The organism is Bacillus mojavensis, from assembly GCF_012648005.1.
In the GTDB taxonomy this organism is placed as follows: domain Bacteria; phylum Bacillota; class Bacilli; order Bacillales; family Bacillaceae; genus Bacillus; species Bacillus mojavensis.
Genome location: NZ_CP051464.1, coordinates 2,883,439 through 2,910,143, shown reverse-complemented (window position 1 = coordinate 2,910,143; position 26,705 = coordinate 2,883,439). Strand labels below are relative to the sequence as shown.

At 44.0% G+C, this 26,705-nt stretch carries 24 protein-coding genes and 1 other annotated feature; of the genes, 17 read left to right on the top strand and 7 right to left on the bottom strand.

The genetic code is table 11. The features are described from left to right. Window positions 1–6 precede the first annotated feature (6 nt). From ytrE to bceB, 6 genes are all read left to right on the top strand, one after another. A complete protein-coding gene (ytrE, locus tag HC660_RS15220) occupies window positions 7–702 on the top strand; it encodes an ABC transporter ATP-binding protein YtrE (protein WP_168748578.1) in 696 nt (231 codons plus the stop codon). Next, on the top strand, window positions 692–2,002 hold the full coding sequence (ytrF, locus tag HC660_RS15215) for an ABC transporter permease YtrF (RefSeq protein ID WP_168748577.1): 1,311 nt from the start codon (window positions 692–694) through the stop codon (window positions 2,000–2,002). The genes ytrE and ytrF overlap by 11 nt, the downstream gene beginning before the upstream one ends. A gap of 101 nt (window positions 2,003–2,103) precedes the next feature. Further along, window positions 2,104–2,799 (top strand): two-component response regulator BceR, encoded by a 696-nt coding sequence (locus tag HC660_RS15210; RefSeq protein ID WP_168749490.1) that lies wholly within the window; start codon window positions 2,104–2,106, stop codon window positions 2,797–2,799. Then, on the top strand, window positions 2,792–3,796 hold the full coding sequence (locus tag HC660_RS15205) for a sensor histidine kinase (protein ID WP_168748576.1): 1,005 nt from the start codon (window positions 2,792–2,794) through the stop codon (window positions 3,794–3,796). The genes HC660_RS15210 and HC660_RS15205 overlap by 8 nt, the downstream gene beginning before the upstream one ends. A 101-nt stretch (window positions 3,797–3,897) precedes the next feature. Continuing rightward, complete coding sequence (gene bceA, locus HC660_RS15200) at window positions 3,898–4,659, top strand: bacitracin ABC transporter ATP-binding protein BceA (protein ID WP_168748575.1); 762 nt, start codon at window positions 3,898–3,900, stop codon at window positions 4,657–4,659. Beyond that, a complete protein-coding gene (gene bceB / locus HC660_RS15195; protein ID WP_168748574.1) occupies window positions 4,649–6,589 on the top strand; it encodes a bacitracin ABC transporter permease BceB in 1,941 nt (646 codons plus the stop codon). Before bceA ends, bceB begins: the two co-directional genes overlap by 11 nt. Before the next feature lie 38 nt (window positions 6,590–6,627). On the opposite strand, the gene HC660_RS15190 is transcribed toward bceB, so the two are convergent. Then, window positions 6,628–7,374: an LMBR1 domain-containing protein gene (locus tag HC660_RS15190; RefSeq protein WP_168748573.1), complete on the bottom strand. Its 747-nt coding sequence runs from the start codon at window positions 7,372–7,374 to the stop codon at window positions 6,628–6,630. Window positions 7,375–7,563: 189 nt separating this feature from the next. On the opposite strand from HC660_RS15190, the gene HC660_RS15185 reads away from it, so the two are divergent. Continuing rightward, on the top strand, window positions 7,564–8,757 hold the full coding sequence (locus HC660_RS15185) for an MDR family MFS transporter (RefSeq protein WP_095714560.1): 1,194 nt from the start codon (window positions 7,564–7,566) through the stop codon (window positions 8,755–8,757). A 30-nt stretch (window positions 8,758–8,787) separates the two neighbouring features. On the opposite strand, the gene ytvA is transcribed toward HC660_RS15185, so the two are convergent. Next, a complete protein-coding gene (gene ytvA / locus HC660_RS15180; protein WP_095714559.1) occupies window positions 8,788–9,573 on the bottom strand; it encodes a YtvA family blue-light photoreceptor in 786 nt (261 codons plus the stop codon). Between the two features lie 402 nt (window positions 9,574–9,975). On the opposite strand from ytvA, the gene HC660_RS15175 reads away from it, so the two are divergent. The 3 genes from HC660_RS15175 to HC660_RS15165 all read left to right on the top strand — a co-directional run bounded on the left by HC660_RS15175 (window position 9,976) and on the right by HC660_RS15165 (window position 13,581). After that, window positions 9,976–10,311: a DUF4257 domain-containing protein gene (locus tag HC660_RS15175; protein WP_003223352.1), complete on the top strand. Its 336-nt coding sequence runs from the start codon at window positions 9,976–9,978 to the stop codon at window positions 10,309–10,311. Between the two features lie 103 nt (window positions 10,312–10,414). Continuing rightward, window positions 10,415–10,629 (top strand) — a binding site (T-box leader). A 109-nt stretch (window positions 10,630–10,738) separates the two neighbouring features. After that, a complete protein-coding gene (gene leuS / locus HC660_RS15170; protein WP_168748572.1) occupies window positions 10,739–13,153 on the top strand; it encodes a leucine--tRNA ligase in 2,415 nt (804 codons plus the stop codon). A 116-nt stretch (window positions 13,154–13,269) separates the two neighbouring features. Then, complete coding sequence (locus tag HC660_RS15165; protein ID WP_010331554.1) at window positions 13,270–13,581, top strand: rhodanese-like domain-containing protein; 312 nt, start codon at window positions 13,270–13,272, stop codon at window positions 13,579–13,581. Window positions 13,582–13,604: 23 nt separating this feature from the next. On the opposite strand, the gene melA is transcribed toward HC660_RS15165, so the two are convergent. From melA to HC660_RS15140, 5 genes are read right to left on the bottom strand one after another with little or no spacing between them, the layout of a single operon-like run. After that, the gene (gene melA / locus HC660_RS15160; RefSeq protein ID WP_168748571.1) at window positions 13,605–14,903 is read right to left on the bottom strand and encodes an alpha-galactosidase MelA; all 1,299 of its coding nucleotides are present in this window, start codon (window positions 14,901–14,903) and stop codon (window positions 13,605–13,607) included. Window positions 14,904–14,924: 21 nt separating this feature from the next. Next, a complete protein-coding gene (locus tag HC660_RS15155; protein ID WP_168748570.1) occupies window positions 14,925–15,755 on the bottom strand; it encodes a carbohydrate ABC transporter permease in 831 nt (276 codons plus the stop codon). Further along, on the bottom strand, window positions 15,752–16,663 hold the full coding sequence (locus HC660_RS15150; RefSeq protein ID WP_168748569.1) for a carbohydrate ABC transporter permease: 912 nt from the start codon (window positions 16,661–16,663) through the stop codon (window positions 15,752–15,754). Before HC660_RS15150 ends, HC660_RS15155 begins: the two co-directional genes overlap by 4 nt. Then, a complete protein-coding gene (locus HC660_RS15145) occupies window positions 16,656–17,933 on the bottom strand; it encodes an ABC transporter substrate-binding protein (protein WP_168748568.1) in 1,278 nt (425 codons plus the stop codon). Before HC660_RS15145 ends, HC660_RS15150 begins: the two co-directional genes overlap by 8 nt. A 10-nt stretch (window positions 17,934–17,943) precedes the next feature. Further along, window positions 17,944–18,996: a LacI family DNA-binding transcriptional regulator gene (locus HC660_RS15140; RefSeq protein WP_168748567.1), complete on the bottom strand. Its 1,053-nt coding sequence runs from the start codon at window positions 18,994–18,996 to the stop codon at window positions 17,944–17,946. Window positions 18,997–19,241: 245 nt separating this feature from the next. Between HC660_RS15140 and HC660_RS15135 the strand changes: the two genes are divergently transcribed. The 7 genes from HC660_RS15135 to bioI all read left to right on the top strand — a co-directional run bounded on the left by HC660_RS15135 (window position 19,242) and on the right by bioI (window position 26,650). Further along, entirely contained in the window at window positions 19,242–20,141 is a 900-nt protein-coding gene (locus tag HC660_RS15135; protein ID WP_168748566.1) for a dienelactone hydrolase family protein, read from the top strand. Between the two features lie 258 nt (window positions 20,142–20,399). Beyond that, window positions 20,400–21,194: a 6-carboxyhexanoate--CoA ligase gene (gene bioW, locus HC660_RS15130; protein ID WP_168748565.1), complete on the top strand. Its 795-nt coding sequence runs from the start codon at window positions 20,400–20,402 to the stop codon at window positions 21,192–21,194. After that, window positions 21,166–22,512: an adenosylmethionine--8-amino-7-oxononanoate transaminase gene (gene bioA, locus HC660_RS15125; protein ID WP_168748564.1), complete on the top strand. Its 1,347-nt coding sequence runs from the start codon at window positions 21,166–21,168 to the stop codon at window positions 22,510–22,512. Before bioW ends, bioA begins: the two co-directional genes overlap by 29 nt. Beyond that, complete coding sequence (gene bioF / locus HC660_RS15120; protein WP_168748563.1) at window positions 22,502–23,674, top strand: 8-amino-7-oxononanoate synthase; 1,173 nt, start codon at window positions 22,502–22,504, stop codon at window positions 23,672–23,674. The genes bioA and bioF overlap by 11 nt, the downstream gene beginning before the upstream one ends. Continuing rightward, window positions 23,671–24,372, top strand: a complete 702-nt coding sequence (bioD, locus tag HC660_RS15115; protein WP_168748562.1) for a dethiobiotin synthase — start codon at window positions 23,671–23,673, stop codon at window positions 24,370–24,372. The genes bioF and bioD overlap by 4 nt, the downstream gene beginning before the upstream one ends. After that, window positions 24,369–25,376: a biotin synthase BioB gene (bioB, locus tag HC660_RS15110; protein ID WP_168748561.1), complete on the top strand. Its 1,008-nt coding sequence runs from the start codon at window positions 24,369–24,371 to the stop codon at window positions 25,374–25,376. The genes bioD and bioB overlap by 4 nt, the downstream gene beginning before the upstream one ends. Window positions 25,377–25,465: 89 nt before the next feature. Continuing rightward, on the top strand, window positions 25,466–26,650 hold the full coding sequence (gene bioI / locus HC660_RS15105) for a biotin biosynthesis cytochrome P450 (protein WP_168748560.1): 1,185 nt from the start codon (window positions 25,466–25,468) through the stop codon (window positions 26,648–26,650). Window positions 26,651–26,705 lie beyond the last annotated feature (55 nt).

Below are 26,705 nucleotides of genomic sequence, written 5' to 3'. Positions count from 1 at the left end.
GAAAAGATGATTGAAGTTCAGCATATTAACCATTCTTTCACGATTGGAAAAAAGGGCCGTGAGAATGAAGTGCCTGTCTTAAAAGATGTCTCGTTGACTGTGGCGAAAGGAGAAATCGCCTGTATCGTCGGACGAAGCGGATCAGGAAAATCAACACTTCTGAATTTGATATCAGGCTACATCACACCGACAAAAGGGCGTATTGTGATTAACGGAACTGATGTTACGGGCTTTAATGAAAAGGAATGGGCGCAGTTCCGCCTTGAACACTTTGGCTTTATTTTTCAAAGCTTTCAGCTCATCCCGGGCTTAACGACATATGAGAATGTTGAAATGCCGCTGGCGCTAAAAGGAATTAAACCGTCTGAGCGCAAGAAAAAGGTACAGGACATGCTGAAACGCGTCGGTCTTGAAAACCATGCTGCTCACTACCCTAATGAACTGTCAGGCGGCCAGCAGCAGCGTGTCAGCATTGCGAGAGCGCTGATTTTAAATCCGTCGATTATTTTAGCGGATGAGCCGACGGGAAGCCTTGATTCAGAAACGGAACAGGAAGTGCTTGAATTGATTCAGCAGCTGAACCGTGAGCGGGGCATTACATTTGTGATTATTACCCATGATGATGAAGTAGCTTCAATCGGACACTCAAAATTCCAGCTGCATGACGGTGTGTTAAAAGGAGGTATTACCGTTGAGATTTAAGGATCAGGTTCATTTTATCAGAAGAAATATGAAGAAAAACAGGCTCCGCGTCTTTATGACCATTCTTGCGACAACAATGGCGTGTGCGTTTTTAGTTGTGCTGTCGTCGGTTGGATTCGGGATTCAAAAGACAATCACAGATATGACAATGAGCCAGCAAATTGTGACTAAAGTCAGTGTAATGGGCAAGGAAGGGGATAAGCCTATTAATAAAGCTGATTTAGAGAAGTATGATCATGTAAGGTCAGTTGTAGAACGAACGCAAGTGTATGAACCAAACAAAGCAACTTTAGGAAATCGCACAAATGAAAGCTCTAATCTCATCTTTACCAATATGAACGATGAATTAAAAGCAAATATGGAATTAGAAAAAGGAAGAGTCGCAAAGTCGGAAAATGAAATCGTAGTAGGATACGACTTTGCAAAGAGATTATTGACGAAAAAAGAATCTGAAGCATATAACAAAAAAATCGAGGAAGCAAATGGAAACCCCGAGGATATAGAAGAACCAAAGGGTTATACGAAAGACATCCTGAACAAAACGATTGAATTAAGTGTATCAAAAACAGACCCTAAAACAGGGGATGTTACGAAAACAAAAACATATGACTTTAAAATTGTCGGTATTACAAAAAAACCATCTCAAGATTGGATGGAGGATTCAAACATCTTCATTAGTGACCAGTTCAAGAAGGACTTTTCGGAATTTTTGGACTTCAAGGGCGGAAATGTTGAAAAAAATGTTGGCGTTTATGCTGATAAATTTGAGAATGTGGAACAGCTGACAAATGATCTAACAGATGACGGATACTATGTCACATCAGTTACTACCGAGCTTGAAGGAGCCAACACCTTCTTCATGGTCTTCAAAATCGGCCTGATCTTTGTCGGATGTATCGCGGTTATCATTTCAGCCATTGGAATATTTAACACGATGACGATGGCGGTTACAGAAAGAACGCAGGAGATCGGCATTATGAAAGCGATTGGGGCAAGTCCGTCTATCATTCGCCGAATGTTCTTGATGGAAAGTGCGTATATCGGAATTTTAGGCTGTGTGATTGGGATTATCATTTCTTACGGCGTGAGTTACCTTGTCAACCTGGCCGTTCCGATGATTCTCGCGGCGACAAGCGGAGGCGAAGCGGGGGATCTGAATTATACGTTTTCTTATATTCCGCTCAGCCTTGTCATCATTGCGGTTGTGATTTGCGGCGGTGTCGCTGTGATCTCGGGTATGAACCCAGCCCGAAAAGCAACAAAAACCAACGTGCTGACAGCATTAAGAAGAGAGTTGTAATCAAGAAAAGCCGGCTGAACCAGCCGGCTTTTTCTGTATAGCGCATCAACAAGATTTGCTATACACTTGACATAAAAAAAGGAAAAAGTGCGGTGAGTCCATTGTTTAAACTTTTGCTGATAGAAGATGATAAATCGCTGTTTCATGAAATCAAGGAGCGTTTAACTGGATGGTCCTATGATGTATACGGCATTCAGGATTTCAGCCAAGTGATGCAGGAATTTGTGTCAATCAAACCCGATTGCGTCATTATTGATGTTCAGCTCCCTAAATTTGATGGGTTTCATTGGTGCCGGCTGATCCGTTCCCGGTCAAATGTTCCGATTCTCTTTTTATCCTCCCGTGACCACCCTGCTGATATGGTCATGTCGATGCAGCTGGGAGCGGATGACTTTATTCAAAAGCCGTTTCATTTTGATGTGCTGATTGCGAAAATCCAAGCCATTTTCCGGCGTGTATACCACTATAATACGGAGCCTGGCACGCTGAAAACATGGTGCGGGGCTGCTGTAGACGTGGAGCAGAACCTCGTCAGCAATGACAAAGGCTCTGTTGAACTGACTAAAAATGAAATGTTTATTTTAAAACACTTAATTGAACAAAAAAACAAGATTGTCAGCCGTGAGGAGTTAATCAGAAGCCTGTGGAATGATGAGCGCTTTGTCAGCGATAATACGCTGACCGTCAATGTCAACCGCCTGCGGAAAAAATTGGACGAATTGCAGCTTGGGACATATATCGAGACGAAGGTCGGCCAAGGCTACATGGCGAAGGAAGAGGATCATTTCTATGATTAAAGCATTCCTCATCGAAAGACGAAGCTGGATTGCCGCATTTTTGCTGCAGCAAATTCTGATTTTGTTGATTGCCTTTGTCGATCCATCTATTCCATTTGAAAATGTTCTTTATATTGTTTATTTGTGTGTCATGATCTTTGTTGTGTTTGTTATTATCCGTTTTCGGAAAGAAACCGCATTCTATAAAAGCCTTGAAGAATGGGAAAATAATCTTGATGTCACCGCCATAAGTGAACCGGAGACGCCGTTTGAAGAGTTGATTGAAAAAAGCATCACCGGACAAACGGAACAATTGAAGCAATCTGCATTGCGGAATGGCTTGGCGTTAGAAAATGAAAAAGATGAACTGATGGCGTGGATACATGAGGTCAAAACGCCATTAACAGCACTGCATTTAATCATCGATCGGATGGAAGAACCATCATTAAAATCCCAGCTATCGTATGAGTGGCTGCGCATCCATCTGCTTCTTGATCAGCAGCTTCATCAAAAGCGCATGTCCTTTATCGAAAATGATCTGTCTTTAGAGATGATCAAGCTTAAGCCCTTGATTATTAAAGAGATCAGAGACTTGCAATCGTGGTGTATACAGAAAGGAATCGGGTTTGATATTCAGCTGGAGGCAGAGGAAGTCTTGAGCGATGCGAAATGGCTGTCCTTTATCATCAGGCAGCTGCTGACCAACGCCGTAAAATACAGTGAAGCAGCTGATATTGTGATCAACAGCTATGAAATAGACGAGCGGAAGGTTCTTGAGGTAAAAGATTTTGGAAGGGGCATTGACAGGAAAGATGTCTCACGAATTTTTGATAAAGGGTTTACATCTACAACCGATCATCATAATCAGTCTTCTACGGGCATGGGGCTGTATCTGGCAAAGAGAGCCGCAAAACCGTTGTTGATCGATATCGATGTGCATTCAGAGCTTGGAGCTGGAACAACCTTTACTTTAACCTTTCCGAAACGAAATCAATTCGAACATGTCATTAGCATGTGACGAAAATGTCACATGCTTTTCTTTTTTGTTCGCCTAATCGAAGGAAAAGCCCGTCGATCCTTTTTATAATAACAGTATCCAATATAAAGGAGACTACGGACATGATGATTTTAGAAGCGAATAAAATTCGAAAAAGCTATGGTAACAAGCTGAATAAACAGGAAGTGCTGAAGGGCATCGATATTCACATTGAAAAGGGCGAATTCGTCAGCATTATGGGTGCTTCAGGGTCGGGCAAAACCACTTTGCTTAACGTTCTGTCCTCGATAGATAAGGTCAGTCACGGAACGATCAACATTAATGGAAACGAAATGACGTCCTTGAAGGAAAAGCAGCTGGCTGAATTTAGAAAACAGCACTTAGGCTTTATCTTTCAGGATTACAATTTGTTAGACACATTAACAGTGAAAGAAAATATCCTTCTGCCGTTATCAATCACGAAGATATCAAAAAAGGAAGCACACCGCAAGTTTGAGGAAGTGGCGAAGGAATTGGGAATTTATGAATTGCGGGATAAGTACCCGAATGAAATTTCCGGCGGCCAGAAGCAGAGAACATCCGCCGCAAGAGCGTTTATTCATGACCCGAGCATTATTTTCGCTGATGAGCCGACCGGCGCGCTCGATTCGAAATCAGCCTCTGATCTATTAAATAAACTGAGCCAGCTCAATCAAAAACGCAGCGCCACAATTATTATGGTTACCCATGATCCCGTTGCAGCGAGCTACTGCGGCAGAGTCATTTTTATTAAGGATGGTTTGATGTATACGCAGCTGAATAAAGGGGGCCAAGACAGGCAGACGTTTTTCCAGGATATCATGAAAACACAAGGCGTGTTAGGCGGGGTGCAGCATGAACATTAATCAGCTCATTCTGCGAAATCTGAAAAAGAATATCAGGAATTATTACCTCTATGTGTTTGCCTTAATCTTTAGTGTGGCGCTTTATTTCGCATTTGTCACACTCCAATATGACCCGTCCATTAATGAAGTAAAAGCTTCCATTAAAGGCGCCGCGGCTATTAAAACCGCTTCAATTTTACTTGTGGCTGTTGTATCAATCTTTATTTTGTATGCCAATACCATTTTTATTAAAAGACGGAGTAAAGAGATCGGGCTGTTTCAACTAATCGGAATGACAAAGCACAAGATCTTTCGTATCTTAAGTGCAGAAAATATCATGCTGTATTTCGGCTCGTTAGCCATCGGGGTTTTTGCCGGATTTTCAATATCAAAGCTTGTGCTCATGATCTTGTTCAAAATCGTCGATGTCAAAGCTGATGCGAAACTGCATTTTTCTGGGCAAGCCTTGGTGCAAACAATCATTGTGTTCTGCGGCATTTATCTTTTGATTATGATCATGAATTATACGTTTATCAAAAAACAAAGCATTTTATCTTTGTTTAACGTAACGTCTTCCACTGAGGATAAAGTGAAGAGAATCTCTTTTTTCCAGATGCTGATCGGGGCGCTGGGCATCGTGTTGATTTTAACGGGATATTACGTGTCTTCCGAGCTGTTTAGCGGAAAATTCAAAACCATAAACGAACTGTTTTTCGCAATGAGTCTTATCTTAGGTTCCGTCATTATCGGGACGTTTCTCTTTTATAAAGGATCGGTTACGTTTATCTCGAACATCATTCGGAAAAGCAAGGGCGGCTACTTGAATATCTCAGAGGTTCTGTCACTGTCATCAATTATGTTCAGAATGAAATCGAACGCGTTGCTGCTGACGATTATCACAACCGTTTCAGCGCTCGCCATCGGGCTGTTATCCCTTGCTTATATTTCGTATTACTCGGCAGAAAAGACTGCTGAACAAAATGTAGCGGCGGATTTTTCATTCATGAATGAGAAAGATGCCAAACGATTTGAAAGCAGTTTGAGTGAAAATGACATGTCGTACGTCAAAAAAGAAATGCCTGTCCTGCAATCGTCTGTTGATCTCACAAATATCATGGATGGAACTTCGAAAGAGATGCAGAGCGATCCCGCCAACACACAACTCGCTGTTGTTAGCGATAAAGATGTAAAAGGCGTGGATGTGGCGGCTGGGGAAGCGGTTTTCTCAGGCTACACCGACTTGCTGCAAAGAATAATGGTTTTAAAAGACTCCGGCAGCATTAAAGTCAAAAGCAAGCATGAGACACAATCATTACACTATAAAGGATTAAGAGAAGAGTTTCTTGTATCCTACACGTTTACAAGCGGGGGAATGCCTGCAGTCATAGTAGATGACAACCTGTTTAAACAGCTGAACAAAGATAAAGACCCTCGCATTCAGCTGGCGCAATCTGAATTTATCGGCATCAATATGAAACATGGAGATCAGCTTGAAAAAGCAAATGAGCTTTTTCAAAAGGTGAACAAGAAAGATCTACATTTATCAAGGCTGGATACAAGTATTGCGCAAAAATCTCTTTTTGGTATGGTCATGTTCATCGTTGGTTTCTTAGGATTAACATTTCTCATCACCTCAGGGTGTATCCTTTACTTTAAACAAATGGGTGAAAGTGAAGAAGAAAAACCGAACTATACCATCCTAAGAAAACTCGGTTTTACACAGGGAGACCTGCTGAAGGGGATACGCATCAAACAAATGTATAACTTCGGCATTCCATTGGTGATCGGCCTCTTTCACAGTTACTTTGCCGTTCAATCCGGCTGGTTCTTATTCGGATCAGAGGTATGGTCGCCGATGATTATGGTGATGGTGTTATATACTGCACTCTATTCTATTTTCGGTATTCTGTCGGTTCTTTATTATAAAAAGGTGATTAAGTCGGCATTGTAAAACAGTAAAAGCTCCAGAGAAACTGGAGCTTTTACTGTTTATCGTTTCGGCGCCCGATACCCGGCTGCCTCAGCCTCTTCCACTGAACAAAACATGTCAGCAGGGTCTGTCGTCCGGTCATAGTATGTACTGCCCGGCGTATGATAGATGCCGTTTTTGCTGCCTTTGATAAGACAGCCTTCTGCTGTATCAGCTGAGCTGGTTTCGTTGCTTTTATTCGTGCTGGTTGAAGAATGTTCGCTGTTTTCTTTCGTGCTGGCTGTTCGGTTTTGTGCCTCTTTTAATTGCTTTTCAAGTTTTGTTTTATCTTGTTGAAGGGTTTCATTTTCAGCCTTTGCTGTTTTGGTATCTTCTTTGAGCTGTTTTTGTTTTTCTTGAAGTTCTTTATTTTCTGCTTTTAATGATTTCTGAGTCTTTTTTAATTCACTATTTTCTTTCTCCAGTTGCTTGAGCTTGTCTTGATCTTTTGTATTGTCTTTCAGTTTCTTTGCTTCAGAGCTGATGGCTTCATACTCTTTCTCAAGTGCTTCATGCTCTTTTTTAAGACTTTTATATTCAGTGTTTAGAGCTGAATATTTTTTATCAGCATTTGCTGCGGCAGCGTCAGGTTCTGACAAAGCTGCTCCGGTGAAGAGCAGAATGAGGCCTCCAATGAAAAGCGGCCAAAAGAGTTTTTTAGAGAATCGTTTTTCCTTTTTCAGCACATATCTGACGAGATGGTATACTCCATAGCCAAGTGAAAAGAGAAATGCAAAAAAACCGAGGAATGCGAATGCCATTTCCATGAAATTTACCCCTTTTTCTATTTATTTTACAATTTTTGAGTAATATTTGTTAGATTTTTTCACACTCATCTGTTGAAAAATATGAGATAGACAGATAGAATGAATGTGCTATGATAACTGGATTCGTACGGAGCCTTTTGAGGTTTCCGTTTTTTCATGAGCTTTTATAGATAAGAAAGGGGGATCAGTATGCCGCGCGCATTGAAAATTTTAGTGATAGGGATGTTTATTAATGTGACGGGGGCATCCTTTTTATGGCCGCTTAACACGATCTATATTCATAATCATTTAGGAAAGTCGTTAACGGTCGCGGGGATTGTCCTTATGCTGAATTCCGGCGCCAGTGTGGCAGGGAATTTATGCGGCGGGTTTTTGTTTGATAAAATCGGTGGGTTCAAATCCATCATGCTCGGAATTGCGATTACGTTAGCAAGTCTGGTGGGTCTCGTCTTTTTTCATGATTGGCCGTTTTATATTGTGTTGCTTACAATTGTAGGGTTTGGTTCAGGTGTTGTTTTTCCGGCCAGTTACGCAATGGCTGGATCAGTGTGGCCAGAAGGGGGAAGAAGGGCATTTAATGCAATTTATGTCGCGCAAAACGCAGGTGTTGCCGTCGGTTCTGCGCTTGGCGGCGTGGTGGCGTCTTTCTCGTTTTCATACGTATTTTTGGCAAATGCCGCGTTGTATGTGGTTTTTTTCTTTATCGTATATTTCGGATTTCGAAATATTCAGACGAAGGATGTGTCTCAAACGTCTGTGCTTGATTATGATGCTGTAAGCAGCAAAGCGAAATTTACGGCTCTGGTCATATTGAGCAGCGGGTATGTGCTCGGGTGGCTGGCATATTCTCAATGGTCTACCACCATCGCATCGTACACGCAAAGTATCGGAATGTCTCTTTCTTTATATAGTGTGCTGTGGACGATTAACGGAATTTTAATTGTGGTTGGACAGCCGCTTGTCAGCTTTTTTGTGAAAAAATGGGCTGAGTCGCTAAAAGCGCAAATGATCATTGGTTTTGTCATTTTTATTGTGTCTTACAGCATGCTGCTGACTGCGAAGCAATTTCCAATGTTTTTGGCTGCCATGGTGATCTTGACCATCGGGGAAATGCTTGTTTGGCCTGCGGTGCCAACGATTGCCAACAAGCTTGCGCCTAAAGGGAAAGAAGGGTTTTATCAAGGGTTTGTGAACAGCGCTGCGACAGGTGGCAGAATGATAGGGCCTTTGTTCGGAGGCGTGCTCGTCGATCATTCCGGCATTCACGCTCTCGTTTTATCTCTTTTGGTTTTGCTTATGATCAGCATAGTCACGACGATTTTATACGACAAACGATTAAAATCAGCTGATAAAGCGAATAAGCAGGCTTCAGTTTCTTCATAAGAAAGATCCCGCCGGATGAGCGGGATCTTTTTACATAATCGGAAGCACGTTCACGGCATCCTTTACATTAGAATATGTTTTCAGCGATGAGAAATTAGCATCCAGTTTATTCATCTTCATGGCCAATTCGGGCTTTATGCCGGTAATGATTAATTCTGTTCCGGTCAATTTCAGCAAATGGCTCAGCTTGAAAATCTGGTCGGCGGTTTGTTCATTTACTTGGGCCAATCCTGATAGATCAATAATCAAATAATCATCTTTGGATGTTGATAAAATATTCGTCAATGTGCTGACGATGGAATTAAATCGCTCCTCTGTCAGGTTGCCGACTAGCGGAAGAGCCGAAATGCCGTTGCGAATCGGCACAATAGGAGTAGAAAGTGCAGTAATTTCTGTGAGGGAATCCTCGAGAAGCTGTTCATACTCTTTTTGCTTGGTAATGTCATTTTGAATTCCGACAAAATAGGTTTTGTCTTCTATTTCCAGCGGATCAATATATAACTCATTCCAGAACATCGTTCCGTCTTTTTTGTAGTTTTGAATTTGAACTGTAACCGGCTCTTTATTTTGTAAACCGGCTCTGATGTTGTCCACTTCACCAGCGTCTGTATCTTTCCCCTGTAAGAAGCGGCAGTTCTTTCCTAAAATTTCCTCGGCCTCATAACCGGTCATTTGAACAAAGCCTTGGTTTACGTAGACAATCGGATTATCTTCAAGTGCAGGATCTGTAATCACTACACCGACTCGCGCGTGATCAAGCGCTTTTTTGATAACGTCCAGCTGTCCTTTTATTCCGAATGATTGAAAACTACCCATATAATTCCCCCTTAGGCCGCCAGCTTGCTGTGCGAAAGCCTGATATTCCCCTTTTTTTAATGAATTCTACAGTAACCGTAGCACAACACATGTTCTGATTCAAGCAAGCGCAGTTTGTTGTTTGTCATTCGGGCTTGTCCTCGTATACACTAAAAATAAGAACAGAGTTTGAACATATGAACGGAAAGGTTTCTACATGCTAAATAGGTGACTAGGTAAATGTCACTGGGTGAAAAATGAATCTAATGCATCAAGCTTACCGATCATGTGTTCACATATAATGGAAGAAACAAGCTTTTTTCAGATTTGCCAGTATGTAGATATCGAAAATCATCGGAATCGTTTAAGGGGGCTGGATGGCCTGAAGTCGCTTTACGAAATAAGGGCTTTAGGAAGGTGATGATGAAGATGCTGCATCAGGTATTAATTGCTTGTGTAATTGGAGGAATCATGGGGATTCTCGGTCATGTGAAAAAGAGAGGCAGACTGGAGAAACCCAGGATGACAAAGCGGTTTATCTATCTTGGATTTTTGGAAGATTGGTTTATCGGCATGACGGCTTCCATTTTACTTGTACTATCCGCTGACCCCGATTCAGGAATTCAACTTGTCATCTTATCCATAATCTCAGGCTACGGCGGTGAAGCTGTTCTCAGAAGCTTTGATTTTGTAAGAGAAATGAACAGCGGCGGCGAACCGGCCGAGTCGAAACGTCAAACCAAAACTCCACCAGAATAATTGTCCTCAATCTTCGCCCGTTCAGGGTACATTCCCATTGTATACAAACCTGCTTGCACTTATGAACAGAATTCTATAAAATACAGTTAAGATTACGGTTGCGAAAAGAACAATGAAGAGGAGCAGTAAGAAGCAGATATTGTTTCAGAGAGTTGACGGCTGGTGAAAGTCAATCAAGTTTGTTTCTGAACTCACCTCAGAGTTGCAGCGGTGAAAAGCCGCTGACGCATAACTGCGTTAAAAGTATCAAGTGAGTGCGGCGTCTGCCGCGCTAACGAGGGTGGTACCGCGGGAAAACGAAAGTCTCTCGTCCCTTTTAGGGATGAGGGAGTTTTTTTTAGTTTGGGAATATTCTGAATATAATCCTCCCTGTCCCGTCAATACTTGAACATAAAACGCCGTATTCAATCAGAAGGAGGTTTTTACTTTGAGTTTTCAGCACAAAGAGATAGAAAAGAAATGGCAAAATTATTGGCTGGAAAACAAAACATTTGCCACTCTTGATCATAATGAGAAACAAAAATTTTACGCGCTGGACATGTTTCCTTATCCGTCTGGAGCGGGTCTTCACGTCGGACACCCTGAGGGCTATACAGCGACGGATATCCTCTCTCGCATGAAGCGCATGCAGGGGTATGACGTCCTTCATCCGATGGGCTGGGACGCATTCGGTCTGCCGGCTGAGCAATACGCCCTCGACACCGGGAATGATCCGGCAGTGTTTACGAAGCAGAATATCGATAATTTCCGCCGCCAAATCCAGGCGCTCGGTTTTTCATATGATTGGGATCGTGAAATCAACACGACAGATCCTGAATACTATAAATGGACACAATGGATTTTCTTAAAACTATACGAAAAGGGTCTTGCTTACGTTGATGAAGTGCCGGTTAACTGGTGCCCCGCACTCGGTACGGTTCTAGCCAACGAAGAAGTCATTGACGGAAAGAGTGAACGCGGCGGCCACCCGGTCGAAAGACGCCCAATGAAGCAGTGGATGCTGAAAATCACAGCTTATGCGGACAGGCTTCTTGATGACTTGGAAGAGCTTGATTGGCCGGAAAGCATTAAAGACATGCAGCGCAACTGGATCGGCCGTTCTGAAGGTGCGCACGTTCATTTTGGCATAGATGGACATGATGAATCATTTACGGTGTTTACAACAAGACCTGATACATTGTTCGGCGCTACATACACTGTCCTTGCTCCGGAGCATGCTTTGGTAGAAAAAATCACAGCTGCTGAGCAAAAAGAAGCTGTCGAAGCTTATATCAAAGAAATTCAATCAAAGAGTGACCTTGAGCGCACGGATCTTGCGAAAACAAAGACAGGCGTCTTCACCGGTGCTTATGCGATCAATCCTGTAAACGGTGAAAAACTGCCGATCTGGATCGCAGATTACGTTCTTGCTTCATACGGAACTGGTGCAGTCATGGCTGTTCCCGGTCACGATGAGCGTGATTTTGAATTCGCCAACACATTCGGCCTTCCAGTCAAGGAAGTCGTGAAAGGCGGAAATGTTGAAGAAGAAGCGTACACAGGCGACGGCGAGCATGTGAACTCTGATTTTCTGAATGGACTTACTAAACAGGAAGCGATTGAAAAAATGATCGCTTGGCTGGAAGAAACGAAAAACGGCGAAAAGAAAGTCACTTACCGTCTGCGCGACTGGCTCTTCAGCCGCCAGCGCTACTGGGGCGAGCCGATTCCGATCATTCATTGGGAGGACGGAACGTCAACAGCTGTGCCGGAGGAAGAACTGCCGCTGATTCTGCCGAAAACAAACGAAATCAAACCGAGCGGCACTGGCGAATCACCGCTTGCGAACATTAAAGAGTGGGTTGAAGTCACAGATCCTGAAACAGGGAAAAAAGGAAGAAGAGAAACGAATACAATGCCGCAATGGGCGGGAAGCTGCTGGTATTTCTTGCGCTACATTGATCCGCACAATCCGGATCAGCTGGCATCACCTGAGAAAATGGAAAAATGGCTTCCGGTTGATATGTATATCGGCGGCGCGGAGCATGCTGTGCTTCACCTTCTGTATGCCCGTTTCTGGCACAAGTTCCTATACGATATCGGTGTAGTGCCGACGAAAGAACCGTTCCAAAAGCTGTATAACCAAGGAATGATTCTCGGTGAAAACAACGAGAAAATGAGTAAATCAAAAGGGAACGTTGTCAACCCTGATGAAATCGTTGCATCTCACGGCGCTGATACGCTGAGATTGTACGAAATGTTCATGGGACCGCTTGATGCTTCAATTGCCTGGTCTGAATCAGGCTTAGACGGCGCACGCCGCTTCCTTGACCGCGTATGGCGTCTGTTTGTTGAAGACAGCGGAGAGCTAAATGGCAAAATCGTTGAAGGCGCCGGTGAAACATTGGAGCGCGTCTATCATGAAACAGTCATGAAAGTGACAGATCACTATGAGGGCCTGCGTTTTAACACAGGTATTTCTCAGCTGATGGTCTTTATCAACGAGGCCTATAAAGCGTCAGAGCTGCCGAAGGAATATATGGAAGGCTTTGTGAAGCTCCTATCTCCAATCGCGCCTCACCTCGCGGAAGAGCTGTGGGAGAAATTGGGCCATAGCGGTACGATTGCATATGAGGCTTGGCCTGCATATGATGAAGCAAAACTTGTTGACGACGAAGTTGAAATCGTTGTTCAGCTGAACGGAAAAGTGAAAGCGAAACTACAGGTTCCTGCAGATGCGACGAAGGAACAGCTGGAACAGCTTGCTCAAGCAGATGAAAAGGTCAAAGAGCAGCTTGAAGGCAAAACCATTCGTAAAATCATCGCGGTGCCTGGCAAGCTTGTCAATATTGTGGCAAACTAATCCTGGAAAAATCCCCTTTGTCAAAAAGGGGATTTTTTTCATCAGTCTCTTAATAGAAATCGACTGACGGACTTTGGTATACTTAAAGTCATCATCGTGAATAGGAGTGTTATCGGTTGAAAATAAATGAAATCAGCACTGCCGATCTGAAAGAAAAAATCGAGGCGGATGAAGAATTGTATTTGATTGATGTCAGAGAAGATGAAGAGGTTGCGGAAGGCATGATCCCGCAAGCGGTTCATATTCGCATGGGAGATATTCCTGAAAAAATGGACACCCTCGATAAAGACAAAGAGTACACTTTTATCTGCCGCTCAGGAATGCGCAGTATGAATGTCTGCAAGTATTTGGATGAGCAAGGCTTTAAAACAGTCAATGTAGAAGGCGGCATGATGGCCTGGGAAGGCGAAACGAAACCGAAAAACTAGGGGAGAGATCACCCCTAGTTTTTTTATTTGTATGCTGGAAGCCAATCGCCGTGCGCTTCAAATAAATCATCACACATCGAAATAATGTCATTGATGGACAGCTCTGCACTTGTATGCGGGTCAAGCATAGCTGCCTGATAGACAGCTTCTTTTTTTCGTGTAACAGCAGCTTCAATGGTCATCAGCTGTGTGTTGATATTCGTTCTGTTTAACGCTGCGAGCTGCTCAGGCAGTTCTCCTGCAAAGCATGGGGTTATCTTTTTTCTGTCGGCAACGCATGTCACTTCGACGACCGCTTTGGAAGGAAGGTTTGTGATAAGCCCGGTATTTAACACGTTTCCTCCGAAGGTGAATGGCTGATTCGTTTCCATCGCTTCTATTATTCTTGAGCCATATTCTTTTGAACGTTTATGGGTGAGGTTTTTATTGTTAACAATGTCATCCTTCATTTTCTCCCAATCTTCTATCTGTTTCACGCATCTTCTTGGATATTCGTCTAGCGGGATCTGCAGCTCGTTGATTAATTCAGGATAGTTTCGCTTAATAAAATAAGGATGGTATTCTGCGTTGTGCTCTGATGATTCCGTGACGTAATAACCGAACTTATCCATCAATTCAAACCGCACCATATCTTGATGCTTTGTTTTTTGCTTTTCTCTCGCTCTCTTTTTGATTTCGGGATATAAATCAGCGCCGTCCTTTTTCACTTCCAACAGCCATGCCATATGATTGATGCCTGCGATTCGTTCTTCAATCCCAGCGTGCTCCATACCGAGGGATTTAAATAAATCTCTTGTGCACACTTGGACGCTGTGGCACAGCCCGATCGTTTTCACATCCGTATAGCGAAGCATAGCGCCAGTCAGGGAGGCCATTGGGTTTGTATAGTTTAAAAACCAGGCGTCGGGGCACATTTCCTCAATATCTCTTGCGATATCAAATAACACAGGGATAGTCCTGAGTGATCTGAATATCCCGCCGATGCCCACCGTGTCGGCAATTGTCTGCCGTAATCCGTATCGTTTAGGAATCTCAAAATCGATGACTGTGCTTGGTTTATAGCCTCCGACCTGTATGGCATTAATCACATAGCCCGCATGCTGCAAAGCCAGTTTTCTGTCATCATAGCTGTTGATAACGACGCTCGGATTATAGCGGTCTCTCAAATTTTCGAGCATAAGCTGAGATTCCTGCAAGCGTTTTGGGTCAATGTCGTAAAGCGCAAATTCAAACCCATTTAACGCCTCCGTTAACAAGCAGTCTCCTAAAACATTTTTTGCGAAAATTGTGCTCCCTGCACCGATAAATGTGATTTTTTTCATGTCGGTTCCTCCTTTAATTCATTATCCTTTTACCGCTCCTGATGACAGTCCGGCAATAAAGTATTTTTGCAACGCCAGAAACAGAATGACCATCGGCAGCATCGCCATGATGGCAGCTGCGGCGACCAAATGCAGATTGTTGGCGTTTTCTCCGAAAAACCCGGCCATTGCAACAGTAAGTGTCTGCACATTCTGATCCTGTAAAAAGAAAATCGCAAATTGATAGTCATTCCATATAAAGACACAGGAAATAATACAGATGGTGGCAGTGATCGGCTTCAGCAAAGGAAACACGATCATAAAAAAGATTTTCAGTATTCCCGCTCCATCCATTCTTGCTGCTTCTTCAAGCTCTTTTGGAATGGTCGAACGGATAAAGCCGGAATACAAAAACACGGTTAACGGCATATACGCCGCTGTATTGATCAAAATGGCGACTGCGTGTGTATTGACCATACCGGCGTCCACGACCATTCTGTATAAAGGCACCATGGACGTTAACGGAGGGATGATCATAATTGAAATCAGCAGCGCGAAAACGGCTTTATTCAGTTTGGTTTCCCGCCTGGCAAGAGGGTAGGCGGCCAGTGAGCCGAATATGATTAACAACAATGCCGAAACGCCTGTGATGATGATTGTGTTGATAAACGAGTTGCCTAGTGAAGCACGCTCCCATGCCTCAGAAAAATTTTGAAAGGAAATATCAGCTGGAAACAGCCATTTGGAACTGTAGTCTCCTTTTGCTTTCAATGAAGTGGTCAGCAGAATATAAAAAGGAATGAAATGCGCACAGGCTACAATGGCAGCGAGAAGTGTAATCAACCGCAGTTTGTTTGAGCGGGCGGCTCTCATGACATTTCCGTCTCCTTTCTTTTAAAGTACGCAAGCGCGCAAAAGCTGATGATCAAAATGACAAATGCCATAAATATGCCTTGTGTCGCAGCATATCCGGCATCCTGCCGTTTAAAATACAGGTCATACATAAATGTTGACATCGATTGCGACGCGTTTCCTGGTCCGCCTGCAGTAAGCGCGATGATCACGTCAAACAGCTTTAAGCCCCCAATAATGTTGATGACCATATTGATCGTAATCGATGGCATTAACAGGGGCAGGGTGATGCCGAAAAACTGCTGGCCCCGTGTTGCGCCATCCATTTCCGCTGCTTCGTAGTAATCTTTCGGAATGCTTTGCAGGCCTGCCAAATAGACAATCATGGCGATGCCGACATATTGGTACGTGTTAATCATGACGATGATCCATGGGTTCGAAGACGGACTGGCAAGCGCGTTGATCGGGCTGATGCCGAAAACGCCAAGCAGGTCATTAAGCGCGCCACCGTCATAAGAAAAGAAGAAGTACCAAATGTAGCCCATAATGAGCGGACTGATCATAACCGGCAAATACACAATTGTTCTTGTTATCGCTTTCATTTTTATGCCTTGATTCAATAGCAGAGCGTACAGGAGCCCAATAACGTTTTGAAAAAAGGTGCTGCCGAGTCCGTATAGCAACGTGTTTTTTAAGATATGCCATGTGTCCGGATCAGCAAACAGCCTTTCATACTGAGCGAAACCGACCCACTGATAAACCTGAGAAAATCCGTTCCAGTTTGTAAAGGTGATAAAAGCGCCTTTTATAAACGGATAAATCATAAAGATCAAAACGGAGAGCAGAGCCGGAATATACATCCACCAAAGTGAGGACTGTTTATTCGGCTTGACCTGTTTCACATGTGCGTCTCTGGCGATCTCACTCATTGTTTTCAGCTCCCTGTGTTTCAGATTGCTCCCGGAGTCGTTTATATTCTCTTCCCAGCTTTTTAGAAATCTCGTTGGGTGTCAAAATGTCTGCCACAAGCTCCTGGCCGACCGTTCCCATCACATCCCACATCCCGTTCGGCAGATACAATCGGTCGAAGTAAGGTTCGACTTTCATATTCTGATAATGCTGATAGTCTTTGGCATAGAAAATGTCAGCTTTTACATTGGCCAGCCCTGAAGGAAGCGAGGTGGCTTCAGCCATTTCTTTCGCATGGGCGGGACGAGCCATAAAGGCGATAAATTGCTTTGCTTCCTTTAAATGAGGCGAGTCTTTCCATGCTGCCAGTGTATAGCGCTCGCCGCCAATCCATATCGGGTCATCACCGGAGTGTATAGCTGGTGTCGGGATAATCCCAACCTTTACATTTGGGTTAATTTGGGCGACGTCTTGACCAAGAGTGCCGCCCTGCATGGTAAATGCGATTTTATTTTGAGCCATCAACTCAATGAGCTGTGATTTTTTTGCTGTTACGGCATCGATATTGATGAGTTTTTCTTTCTGCATTTGTTTGAGGGTATCTGATAGATAAGTAAATTTGCTCCAATTGAAGGTGCCGTCAATGAGCTGTTTCTTTTCATTATGGGCAGGGTCTGTGATGAGAAGAGGTGTTGCGAATTGGTCATAATATTGGGCGAAAGAGCTTTTGTCATATCCGGCGAACCAGAAAGGAACGATTTCTCCATTGCTTTTTTCTTTAATCGTTCTCAATGCTTTTATAAAATCATCCATCGTTTCGGGCGGATCGATGCCGAAGCGGTCTAATATATTGCGGTTGTACGCCAGGCCGTCCTTTGCCTGATTGATCGGATATGCGTATACCTTTCCGCTCTTGTTTTTAAGAATGCTGTTTAAATTCGGGTCAAGTTTCTGAGTCCAGTCCATATCCCGGAGATCGGCTGTATACTCCCCGTACCTGATTTTCCCCCAGCCATGAGTATCAAAGAGGTCAGGCAGATCATTGGCGGCCATTCTAACACGCATCATATTTTCATAGTCATTGCCTGGGAAATGAATGCTAACGCGAATGCCGCTTTCCTTTTCGAACGCTGCGGCTAGTTTTCTGAATGTGTTTCTTTCACTGTCCGTTGACATCGTAGAATAAATGGTTAACGTCTTTTTGCCCGTATCTGCAGTGCTTTCTTCAGATGAGCAGCCCGGCAAAATCAGCAGAATAAGAGAGAGAAATAAAACAAATATGTGTTTCATCTTTTCCTCCTTATGATCTTGATGTTTCTTGCGTCAGCTCCTTAGCTGTGTATCCGCAGCTTTGCCTGATGATCAGTGTTGTCGGCAGGGTGACTTGATGAGGAATTGTTCGTCCGTTAAAGCGGTCGAGAAGCTGTTTTACGCCTGTGCGGCCCATTTCCTCTGTATACACTTTCACCGTGGTTAAAGGTGTGCTGGCAAACTCGGCTTCTTCAATGCCGTTAAAGCTGACAATGGCTGTATCCCGCGGCACATGCAGATCGGCTTCCCGAAGTGCTTTTAATGCCCCGATAGCCATAGAATCACTTGCGATAAAAAAGGCTTCCGGCAGATTGCCTTGATTGATGGCTTTTTTCATCAGACGATAGCCCTCGCGCATGCTGTAATCGCCGACCAAGACGTGTTCAGGCTGAGGATGGGCGGACTGCAAAAAGGCAGTCTGGCGTTTGTCTTCAATTGTTCTGCGAATGCTTTGGCCGTCCCTCAGTGTATGCTCCTTCTCCTGCCCGCCGATATAGCCTAGTCGTTTGTAACCTAAATCGAAAAGGTGATCAATTGCCTGGTGTGCGGCGGCTTCAAAATCAATCCCAATCGAGTCGTATATCTGCGGATCTGGAGAATGATTGATAAACACGGCATGCTCCAATCGGCCGCTGATATGTTGAACGGCTTCGTCATGGACACGGCCGATCACAATGATACCGTCTAATTCCCGAAACATATGCTCCTGGAAGGAACCGAGATGGATGGAGTTTGTAATGAAAATTTCCTGTTCAAAGCATTCTTTTTCAATCCCTTTGCGAATAGAAGAAAAATAAGGATCCTGCCGTTCTTCATCGGGAGATAAGCAGCTCAGGACCCCGATAAGCGGCTGGGCGCGCTGTTTTTGTCCGCGGGCTTTTCGGCGTTTAGCGACAGTTTGATAGCCTAGCTCTTCAGCGATACTGATTACTCTTTGCCTCGTTTCACCCGCAACAGAAAGCGAATGATCTTCATTTAAAATTCTCGAAACAGTAGCACTTGAAACGTTGGCTTTTAAGGCGATATCTTTTATCCGAACCATGGTTGCTCCCTTTCATGTGATGAGATTTACTAAAACGAAAGACATATTTTACTCATGCGTTTTTGATAAATTGATACTATCATACGAAAGTAAGCGGTTACAATAATGAATTTCAGAATATTTTGTTATATTTAGTAAAAGTTTAGTAAACTACGATTTTTGTTTCTATATGCTGTGTGAAAAAATAAAGGGAAAAACAAATCTGTCTCGTACACTTAAGATAAGCGAAGAGGAAGGGTGATGGGATGAGTAACGAAAAAAGAGAGCTGCTGTTTCGATTGCTTGGTGATCTGCCTGATTGGAAGGATACGGGTGCGGAAACGCTGCGTATTGAGGAAAAAGAGGGATATATGATTGAAACGCTGTTGCTTGATATAAATGGGCTTGAAAAGGTGCCTGCATATTTTGTGAAGCCGAAAGCGGCAAAAGGACGGTGCCCGGTTATATTCTTTCAGCATTCACATGGAGGGCAATATGACCGGGGAAAAAGTGAACTGCTTGAGGGAGCGGATTATTTGAAGGCGCCCTCGTTTGCTCGGGAGCTGACTTCTCTCGGATATGCGGTATTGGCAATCGACCATTGGGGATTTGGAGACAGACGGGGAAAAACAGAAAGCGAGATTTTTAAAGAGATGCTTCTCACAGGCAGGGTGATGTGGGGCATGATGATTTACGACAGTATAAGAGCCATTGATTATGTGCAGAGCCGTCCTGATATTCAGCCTGACAGAATCGGAACGATCGGCATGTCTATGGGGGGCTTGATGGCTTGGTGGACAGCGGCGCTTGATGAACGGATTAAGGCATGTGTGGATTTATGCAGTCAGGTTGACCATCATGTACTGATTGAAACACAGAACCTTGACCGGCATGGCTTTTATTATTACGTTCCGGCGCTTGCCAAGCACTTTTCTGCATCAGATATCCAAAGCCTGATCGCACCACGCCCGCACCTTAGTCTTGTCGGCATACATGATCGGTTAACACCGGTTGAGGGTGTGAACAAAATCGAAATTGAATTAACAGCTTTGTATGCTGAGAAAGGGGCTTCTGATCGTTACCGTATGGTGCGCTCCGCTTCAGGGCATTTTGAGACAGCTATGATGAGACATGAAGCCCTTCGGTTTTTGAAAAAGTGGCTGTGACAGTGAAAAAGGCAGGCTTTGAGTGTTTGTCTGAATTGATTCTATACAGGTGAGGAGGCGAGCGTCTGCCCGTCTCTTCTTTTTCTAGTGGATTAATACAGGTATCAGGAATATACATGATAAATAGATTTTTAATGGCGTTCTGATATTGACAGAATTGTATATACATAATAGTATTCTATTTGTTAACCTTAATTGATAATTGGTTAACAAAAGGTTTGCTTTCTTCTGTAATCAAAGCTGAAAGGGCGAGAAGGTATGCAAGAAGAAACATTTTACAGTGTCAGAATGAGAGCTTCTATGAATGGGTCTCACGAAGATGGTGGTAAGCATATATCCGGCGGAGAACGGCTTATCACGTTCGATAATATGAAACATACGGTGAATGCCTTACTAGAAAAAGGCTTATCCCACTCAAGAGGAAAACCGGATTTTATGCAAATTCAATTTGAAGAGGTTCATGAGCCGGTAAAGACGATTCATCCATTAGCAATGAAGACAAATAAAGTAGAATCCCCGGAAGAGGGACAAAGTCTTGCCCGATTCTTATTGGAGAAAGCGGGTGTTTCAAGAAAAGTGATTGAAAAAGCATATAAACACATTCCTGAATGGCGGGGTATCAGGGGAGCGGTGGTGGTTGATATTCACTCTGGCAAGCGAATTGATCAAACACTAGAAAAAGGTGTACGGGTGTCCAGAATGGATTGGCCGGACGCCAATTTTGAAAATTGGGCGCTCCGCAATAACATGCCGTCCAATTCAAGAACAAAAGAGGCCCTTGCGCTTGCTTCAAAGGTGAGTGATCATCCGGCAGCTGTTGCAGAATTATGCTGGTCGGATGACCCTGATTACATAACAGGCTATGTTGCAAGTCATAAACTGGGCTATCAGCGTATTACAGCAATGAAAGAATACGGGAATGAAGATGGCTGCCGCATCTTTTTTGCTGACGGCTCAGAAGATGTAAATAGTTACATAAACTATCTGGTAAAGCAGCCTATTTTCATTGATTGGGGGGAAGATGATGACTCAAGAGTTGATAGAAAAAAGTAAAAAGCATCTTTGGCTGCCTTTTACTCAAATGAAAGACTATGATGAACATCCCTTGATCATAGAGAGCGGCAACGGAATCAAAGTAAAAGACATAAACGGCAAGGAATATTATGACGGCTTTTCTTCCGTTTGGCTTAATGTGCACGGGCACCGCAAAAAGGAATTAGATGAGGCCATCATAAAACAGCTTGGAAAAATTGCTCACTCCACATTATTGGGCATGACAAACGTTCCGGCGACCGAACTTGCCGAGACATTAATTGAGATCAGTCCGGAGAAGCTGACGCGTGTTTTTTATTCAGACAGCGGTGCAGAAGCGATGGAAATTGCTCTTAAAATGGCGTTTCAATATTGGAAGAACATCGGGAAGCCTGAAAAACAAAAATTTATCGCAATGAAAAATGGATATCACGGCGATACGATTGGTGCCGTCAGTGTCGGTTCTATTGAACTGTTCCACCACGTCTATGGCCCGTTAATGTTTGACAGTTATAAAGCTCCGATCCCTTATGTATACCGCTCTGAAAGCGGTGATCCTGTGCAGAGCCGTGATGAGTGTCTCTATGCGCTTGAACAGCTGCTAAAGGAACACCATCGCGAAATTGCAGCGCTTTCTATTGAATCAATGGTTCAAGGAGCATCCGGAATGATTGTGATGCCGGAAGGATACTTTTCAGGGGTGCGCCAGCTTTGTACAGCTTACGATGTCTTAATGATTGTTGATGAAGTTGCCACTGGTTTTGGCCGGACGGGGAAAATGTTTGCATGTGAGCACGAAAATGTTCAGCCTGATCTAATGGCTGCCGGAAAAGGCATTACAGGAGGCTATTTGCCGATAGCTGTCACCTTTGCCACCGAAGACATCTACCATGCATTCTACGATGATTACAAAGAACAAAAAACCTTTTTCCACGGTCACTCCTATACAGGAAATCAGCTTGGCTGTGCGGTTGCTCTTGAAAACCTAAGATTATTTGAATCTGAAAACATCGTTGAACAAGTCGCGCAAAAAAGTGAAAAGCTCCATTTGCTTCTTCAAGACCTGCATGCTCTTCCTCATGTTGGGGATATTCGCCAGCTCGGCTTTATGTGCGGTGCAGAGCTTGTTCAATCAAAGGAAACTAAACAGCCTTATCCTGCTGATCGGCGTGTGGGGTACAAAGTTTCTTTGAAAATGAGAGAGCTGGGGATGCTGACAAGACCGCTCGGCGATGTGATTGCATTTCTGCCTCCGCTTGCCAGTACAGCTGAAGAGCTAGAAGCAATGGTGTCTATTATGAAAGAAGCGATCCAAGAGGTAACCAGCCTTGAGCATTGACAGCTGGTTAAGCAGCCGGTTAGACAAAGCGAAGGGAGCCGGCGTATACCGTACACTCAGAACAATGAACGGGCCTCCAATTCCAGAGGGAACGATGAATGGCAAAAATCAAACGGTCTGGTCGTCAAACAATTATTTAGGTCTCGCAAACCATAACCGTTTGATCTCTGCAGCCCAAGCAGCACTGCAGCAATTTGGAGCAGGAAGCAGCGGCTCGCGTTTAACGACAGGCAATTCGATCTGGCATGAAAAACTCGAAAAAAAGATTGCCGGTTTTAAACGGACAGAAACGGCTTTACTGTTTTCAAGCGGCTATTTAGCCAATGTCGGTGTTCTTTCTTCGTTACCTGAAAAAGGCGATGTCATTTTAAGTGATCAGTTAAATCATGCAAGTATTATCGATGGCTGCCGCCTGTCTAAGGCTGATACGTATATTTATCGTCATATCGATATGGCGGATCTTGAAGAAAAGCTGAGAGAAACACAGCGGTACCAGCGCCGTTTTATCGTAACAGACGGAGTATTCAGCATGGATGGCACGATTGCCCCTCTTCATCAGATTATCGCCCTTGCTAAACGCTATCATGCTTACGTCATTGTTGATGATGCGCATGCAACAGGTGTTTTGGGTGAATCAGGAGGAGGGACGAGTGACCATTTCGGTGTGTGTCCTGACATTGTCATCGGCACGCTAAGCAAAGCTGCCGGAGTGGAAGGAGGTTTTGCTGCCGGTTCAGCTGTAATCATCGACTTTCTGCTGAACCATGCCAGAACGTTTATCTTTCAAACCGCTATTCCGCCGGCAAGCTGTGCAGCTGCCCATGAGGCGTTAGACATCATTGAAGCCAGCAAGGATAAACGGGAGCTTTTATTTTCTTATATCCAGATAATCAAAACGAATCTGAAGCACATGGGCTATACGGTGAAGGGGCATCATACACCGATTATTCCGGTGGTCATCGGCGATACCCGAAAAACGGCCACATTTGCTGAAAAATTGCAGGGCAAGGGAATCTACGCCCCTGCCATTCGGCCGCCGACCGTTGCGCCAGGAGAGAGCCGTATCCGATTAACCGTCACAGCTGGGCACAGTATAAGGGATATTGATCATTTACTGGAAGCATTTCGTTCAATTGGAAAGGAGCTGAACATCATTCCATGAAAGGTTTTTTTGTAACAGGAACAGATACAGAAGTGGGGAAAACGGTGATATCCAGCGGTCTTGCAGCTTTATTGCGAGAAAATAAGATGGATGTCGGAGTATTTAAACCATTTTTAAGCGGGATTTCTCGTCATCATCCGAATAGTGACACAAGCCTGCTGAAAGAGATGTCGCAAACGAGTCTCTCACATGAAGAGATTACGCCTTTTGCATTCAAAGAGCCGCTAGCTCCATACGTTGCAGGAAAGCTGGAGGGAAAGGCTGTCAAAATGCAAGAAGTCTTACGCCATTGGGAGCGGATAAGAGAAAAACATGAATGCTTCATCGTAGAAGGTGCGGGCGGAATCTCTGTGCCATTGGGAGAGGATTTTTTAGTCAGTCATGTCATTAAAGCGTTGCAGCTTCCTCTGATCATTGTGGCGCGTCCTCATCTCGGAACAATTAATCATACCTTTTTAACTGTCCAATATGCGAAAAGGATGAGTCTTCCAATTGCCGGAATTGTCATCAATGGGATCAGTGATTCTCCTGATCATGATGAAAAAACCAATCCTGAGATGATTGAGCGCTTATGCGGTGTGCCGATTTTAGGGGTAACGCCTAAGCTTGCCAACGTGACGAAAGAAACGGTTCTTCATATGGTAAAAGACCATATCGATCTATCATTACTGATGAATCAAGTGGGGGTAGGAGAATGAATCAATGGATGGAACTCGCAAACAGGGTGCTGGGCGGAGCAGAGGTGACCAACGAAGAGGCGCTTTCTATTTTAAACTGTCCAGATGAAGACATCTTGCTTTTGATGCATGGAGCTTTTCACATCAGAAAACGATTTTATGGAAAAAAAGTGAAGCTCAATATGATTATGAATGCAAAATCAGGGCTCTGTCCGGAGAATTGCGGCTATTGTTCCCAGTCTGCGATTTCGAAAGCGCCGATTGAGACTTACCGGATGGTGAAAAAGGAAACCCTTCTGGAAGGCGCAAAGCGGGCGCATGATTTGAACATAGGTACATACTGTATCGTGGCAAGCGGCAGGGGGCCGTCCAACAGAGAGGTCGATCAGGTCGTAGAAGCAGTACAGGAAATAAAAGAGACGTATGGGCTGAAAGTTTGTGCGTGTCTCGGGCTGTTAAAGCCGGAGCAGGCGAAACGGCTGAAAGCAGCCGGAGTAGACCGCTATAATCATAATGTCAATACATCTCAGAGAAATCATTCAAACATTACCACGTCACATACGTACGAGGATAGGGTCAATACGGTTGAGATTGCAAAAACCTCCGGCATGTCTCCATGTTCAGGCGCCATTATCGGGATGAAGGAAACGAAGCAGGATGTCATCGATATCGCACAAAGCTTGAAGGCCCTTGACGCAGATTCCATTCCGGTGAATTTCTTGCATGCGATTGACGGCACACCATTAGAAGGCGTAAATGAATTAAACCCGCTGTATTGTTTAAAAGTGCTGGCGCTGTTCCGTTATATCAATCCGTCAAAAGAAATCCGCATTTCTGGTGGAAGAGAGGTCAATCTCCGCTCATTGCAGCCATTGGGGCTGTACGCCGCCAACTCCATCTTTGTCGGAGATTATTTAACGACTTCCGGACAGGAGGAGACGGAGGATCATAAAATGCTGAGTGATTTAGGATTTGAAGTAGAATCGGTCGAAGAAATGAAAGCCAGTTTAAGTGCAAATAGCTGAAAGCAAGAATAGAAGCAATCGGTGTCATGTCGATTGCTTTTATTTTTATAGAGTCAAAATGATGATGTCAGAATCATGAAAGGGAGCATATGACAATTCCAATTTCACTTACACCTTCTGCGTTTTTTAAAAACCCTTATCCTTATTACGACACATTACGTTCTGCACACCCTTTATATAAAGGGAATGTTTTAAAGTATCCAGGCTGGTATGTCACGGGATATGAGGAAGCGGCAGCAATTCTGAAAGATACCAGATTCAAAACACGTGTCCCGCTGCCCGAGACGTCTATGAAATATAAGGATCTAAATCATGTCCAGAAGCAGATGATGCTGTTTCAGAATCAGCCTGATCATAGGCGTCTGCGTCTACCGGTCAGCGGGGTATTTACTCCGAGAATGACAGAGTGCTATCGCCCATTTATAAATGAAACTGTCCATCATTTGCTTGATCAAGTGCAAGGTGAAAAAAAGATGGAGCTGATTTCTGACTTTGCTTTTCCTTTGGCAAGCTGCATTATAGCTAAGATCATAGGTGTGCCGGCAGAAGAAAGGGATCAATGTAAAGAGTGGGCGTCAAGCCTCGTTCAAACAATTGATCTAACCCGATCAAGAAAGGTGTTAACAGACGGCAATCAGATTACAGCAAAGATGAAGGAGTATTTTAGAGAGCTCATTCAAAAGCGGAAACAAAATCCGCAGCATGATGTGATCAGCATGCTGCTGAAGGAAGAACAGGCTGATAAGCTGACGGAAGAGGAAGTGGCATCAACGTGTATATTGCTGGCGATCGCCGGACATGAAACAACAGTGAATCTCATCAGCAACTCAATTCTTTGTCTGCTGCAGCATCGAGAACAGCTTTTGCAGCTCAAAGAAAACCCAGCTCTGATTCATACCGCAGTTGAGGAATGCTTACGCTATGAAAGCCCCACACAAATGACAGCTCGTGTTGCGTCAGAAGAGATTGATATGAATGGCGTAACGATTCGTCAAGGGGAGCAAGTCTATGTTCTGCTGGGGGCTGCCAATCGAGATCCAAAAGTATTCGCGCATGCCAATGAGTTCGATATCACCAGAAGCCCTAATCCCCATCTTTCATTCGGGCAGGGCCACCATATTTGTATAGGTTCTTCGCTGGCACGGTTAGAAGCACAAATTGCAATCAACACTCTTCTGCAGCGCATGCCAAGCCTGCAGCTCGCTGTTTCTGAAGTGCGGTACCGGAAGCTAATTGGTTTTAGAGCGCTTATGGAGCTGCCAGTTACTTTTTAATGAAGGCTAAAGGAAGCCATGAATGCTGAAAAAGTGTCATCTCCTGGGAAAATGG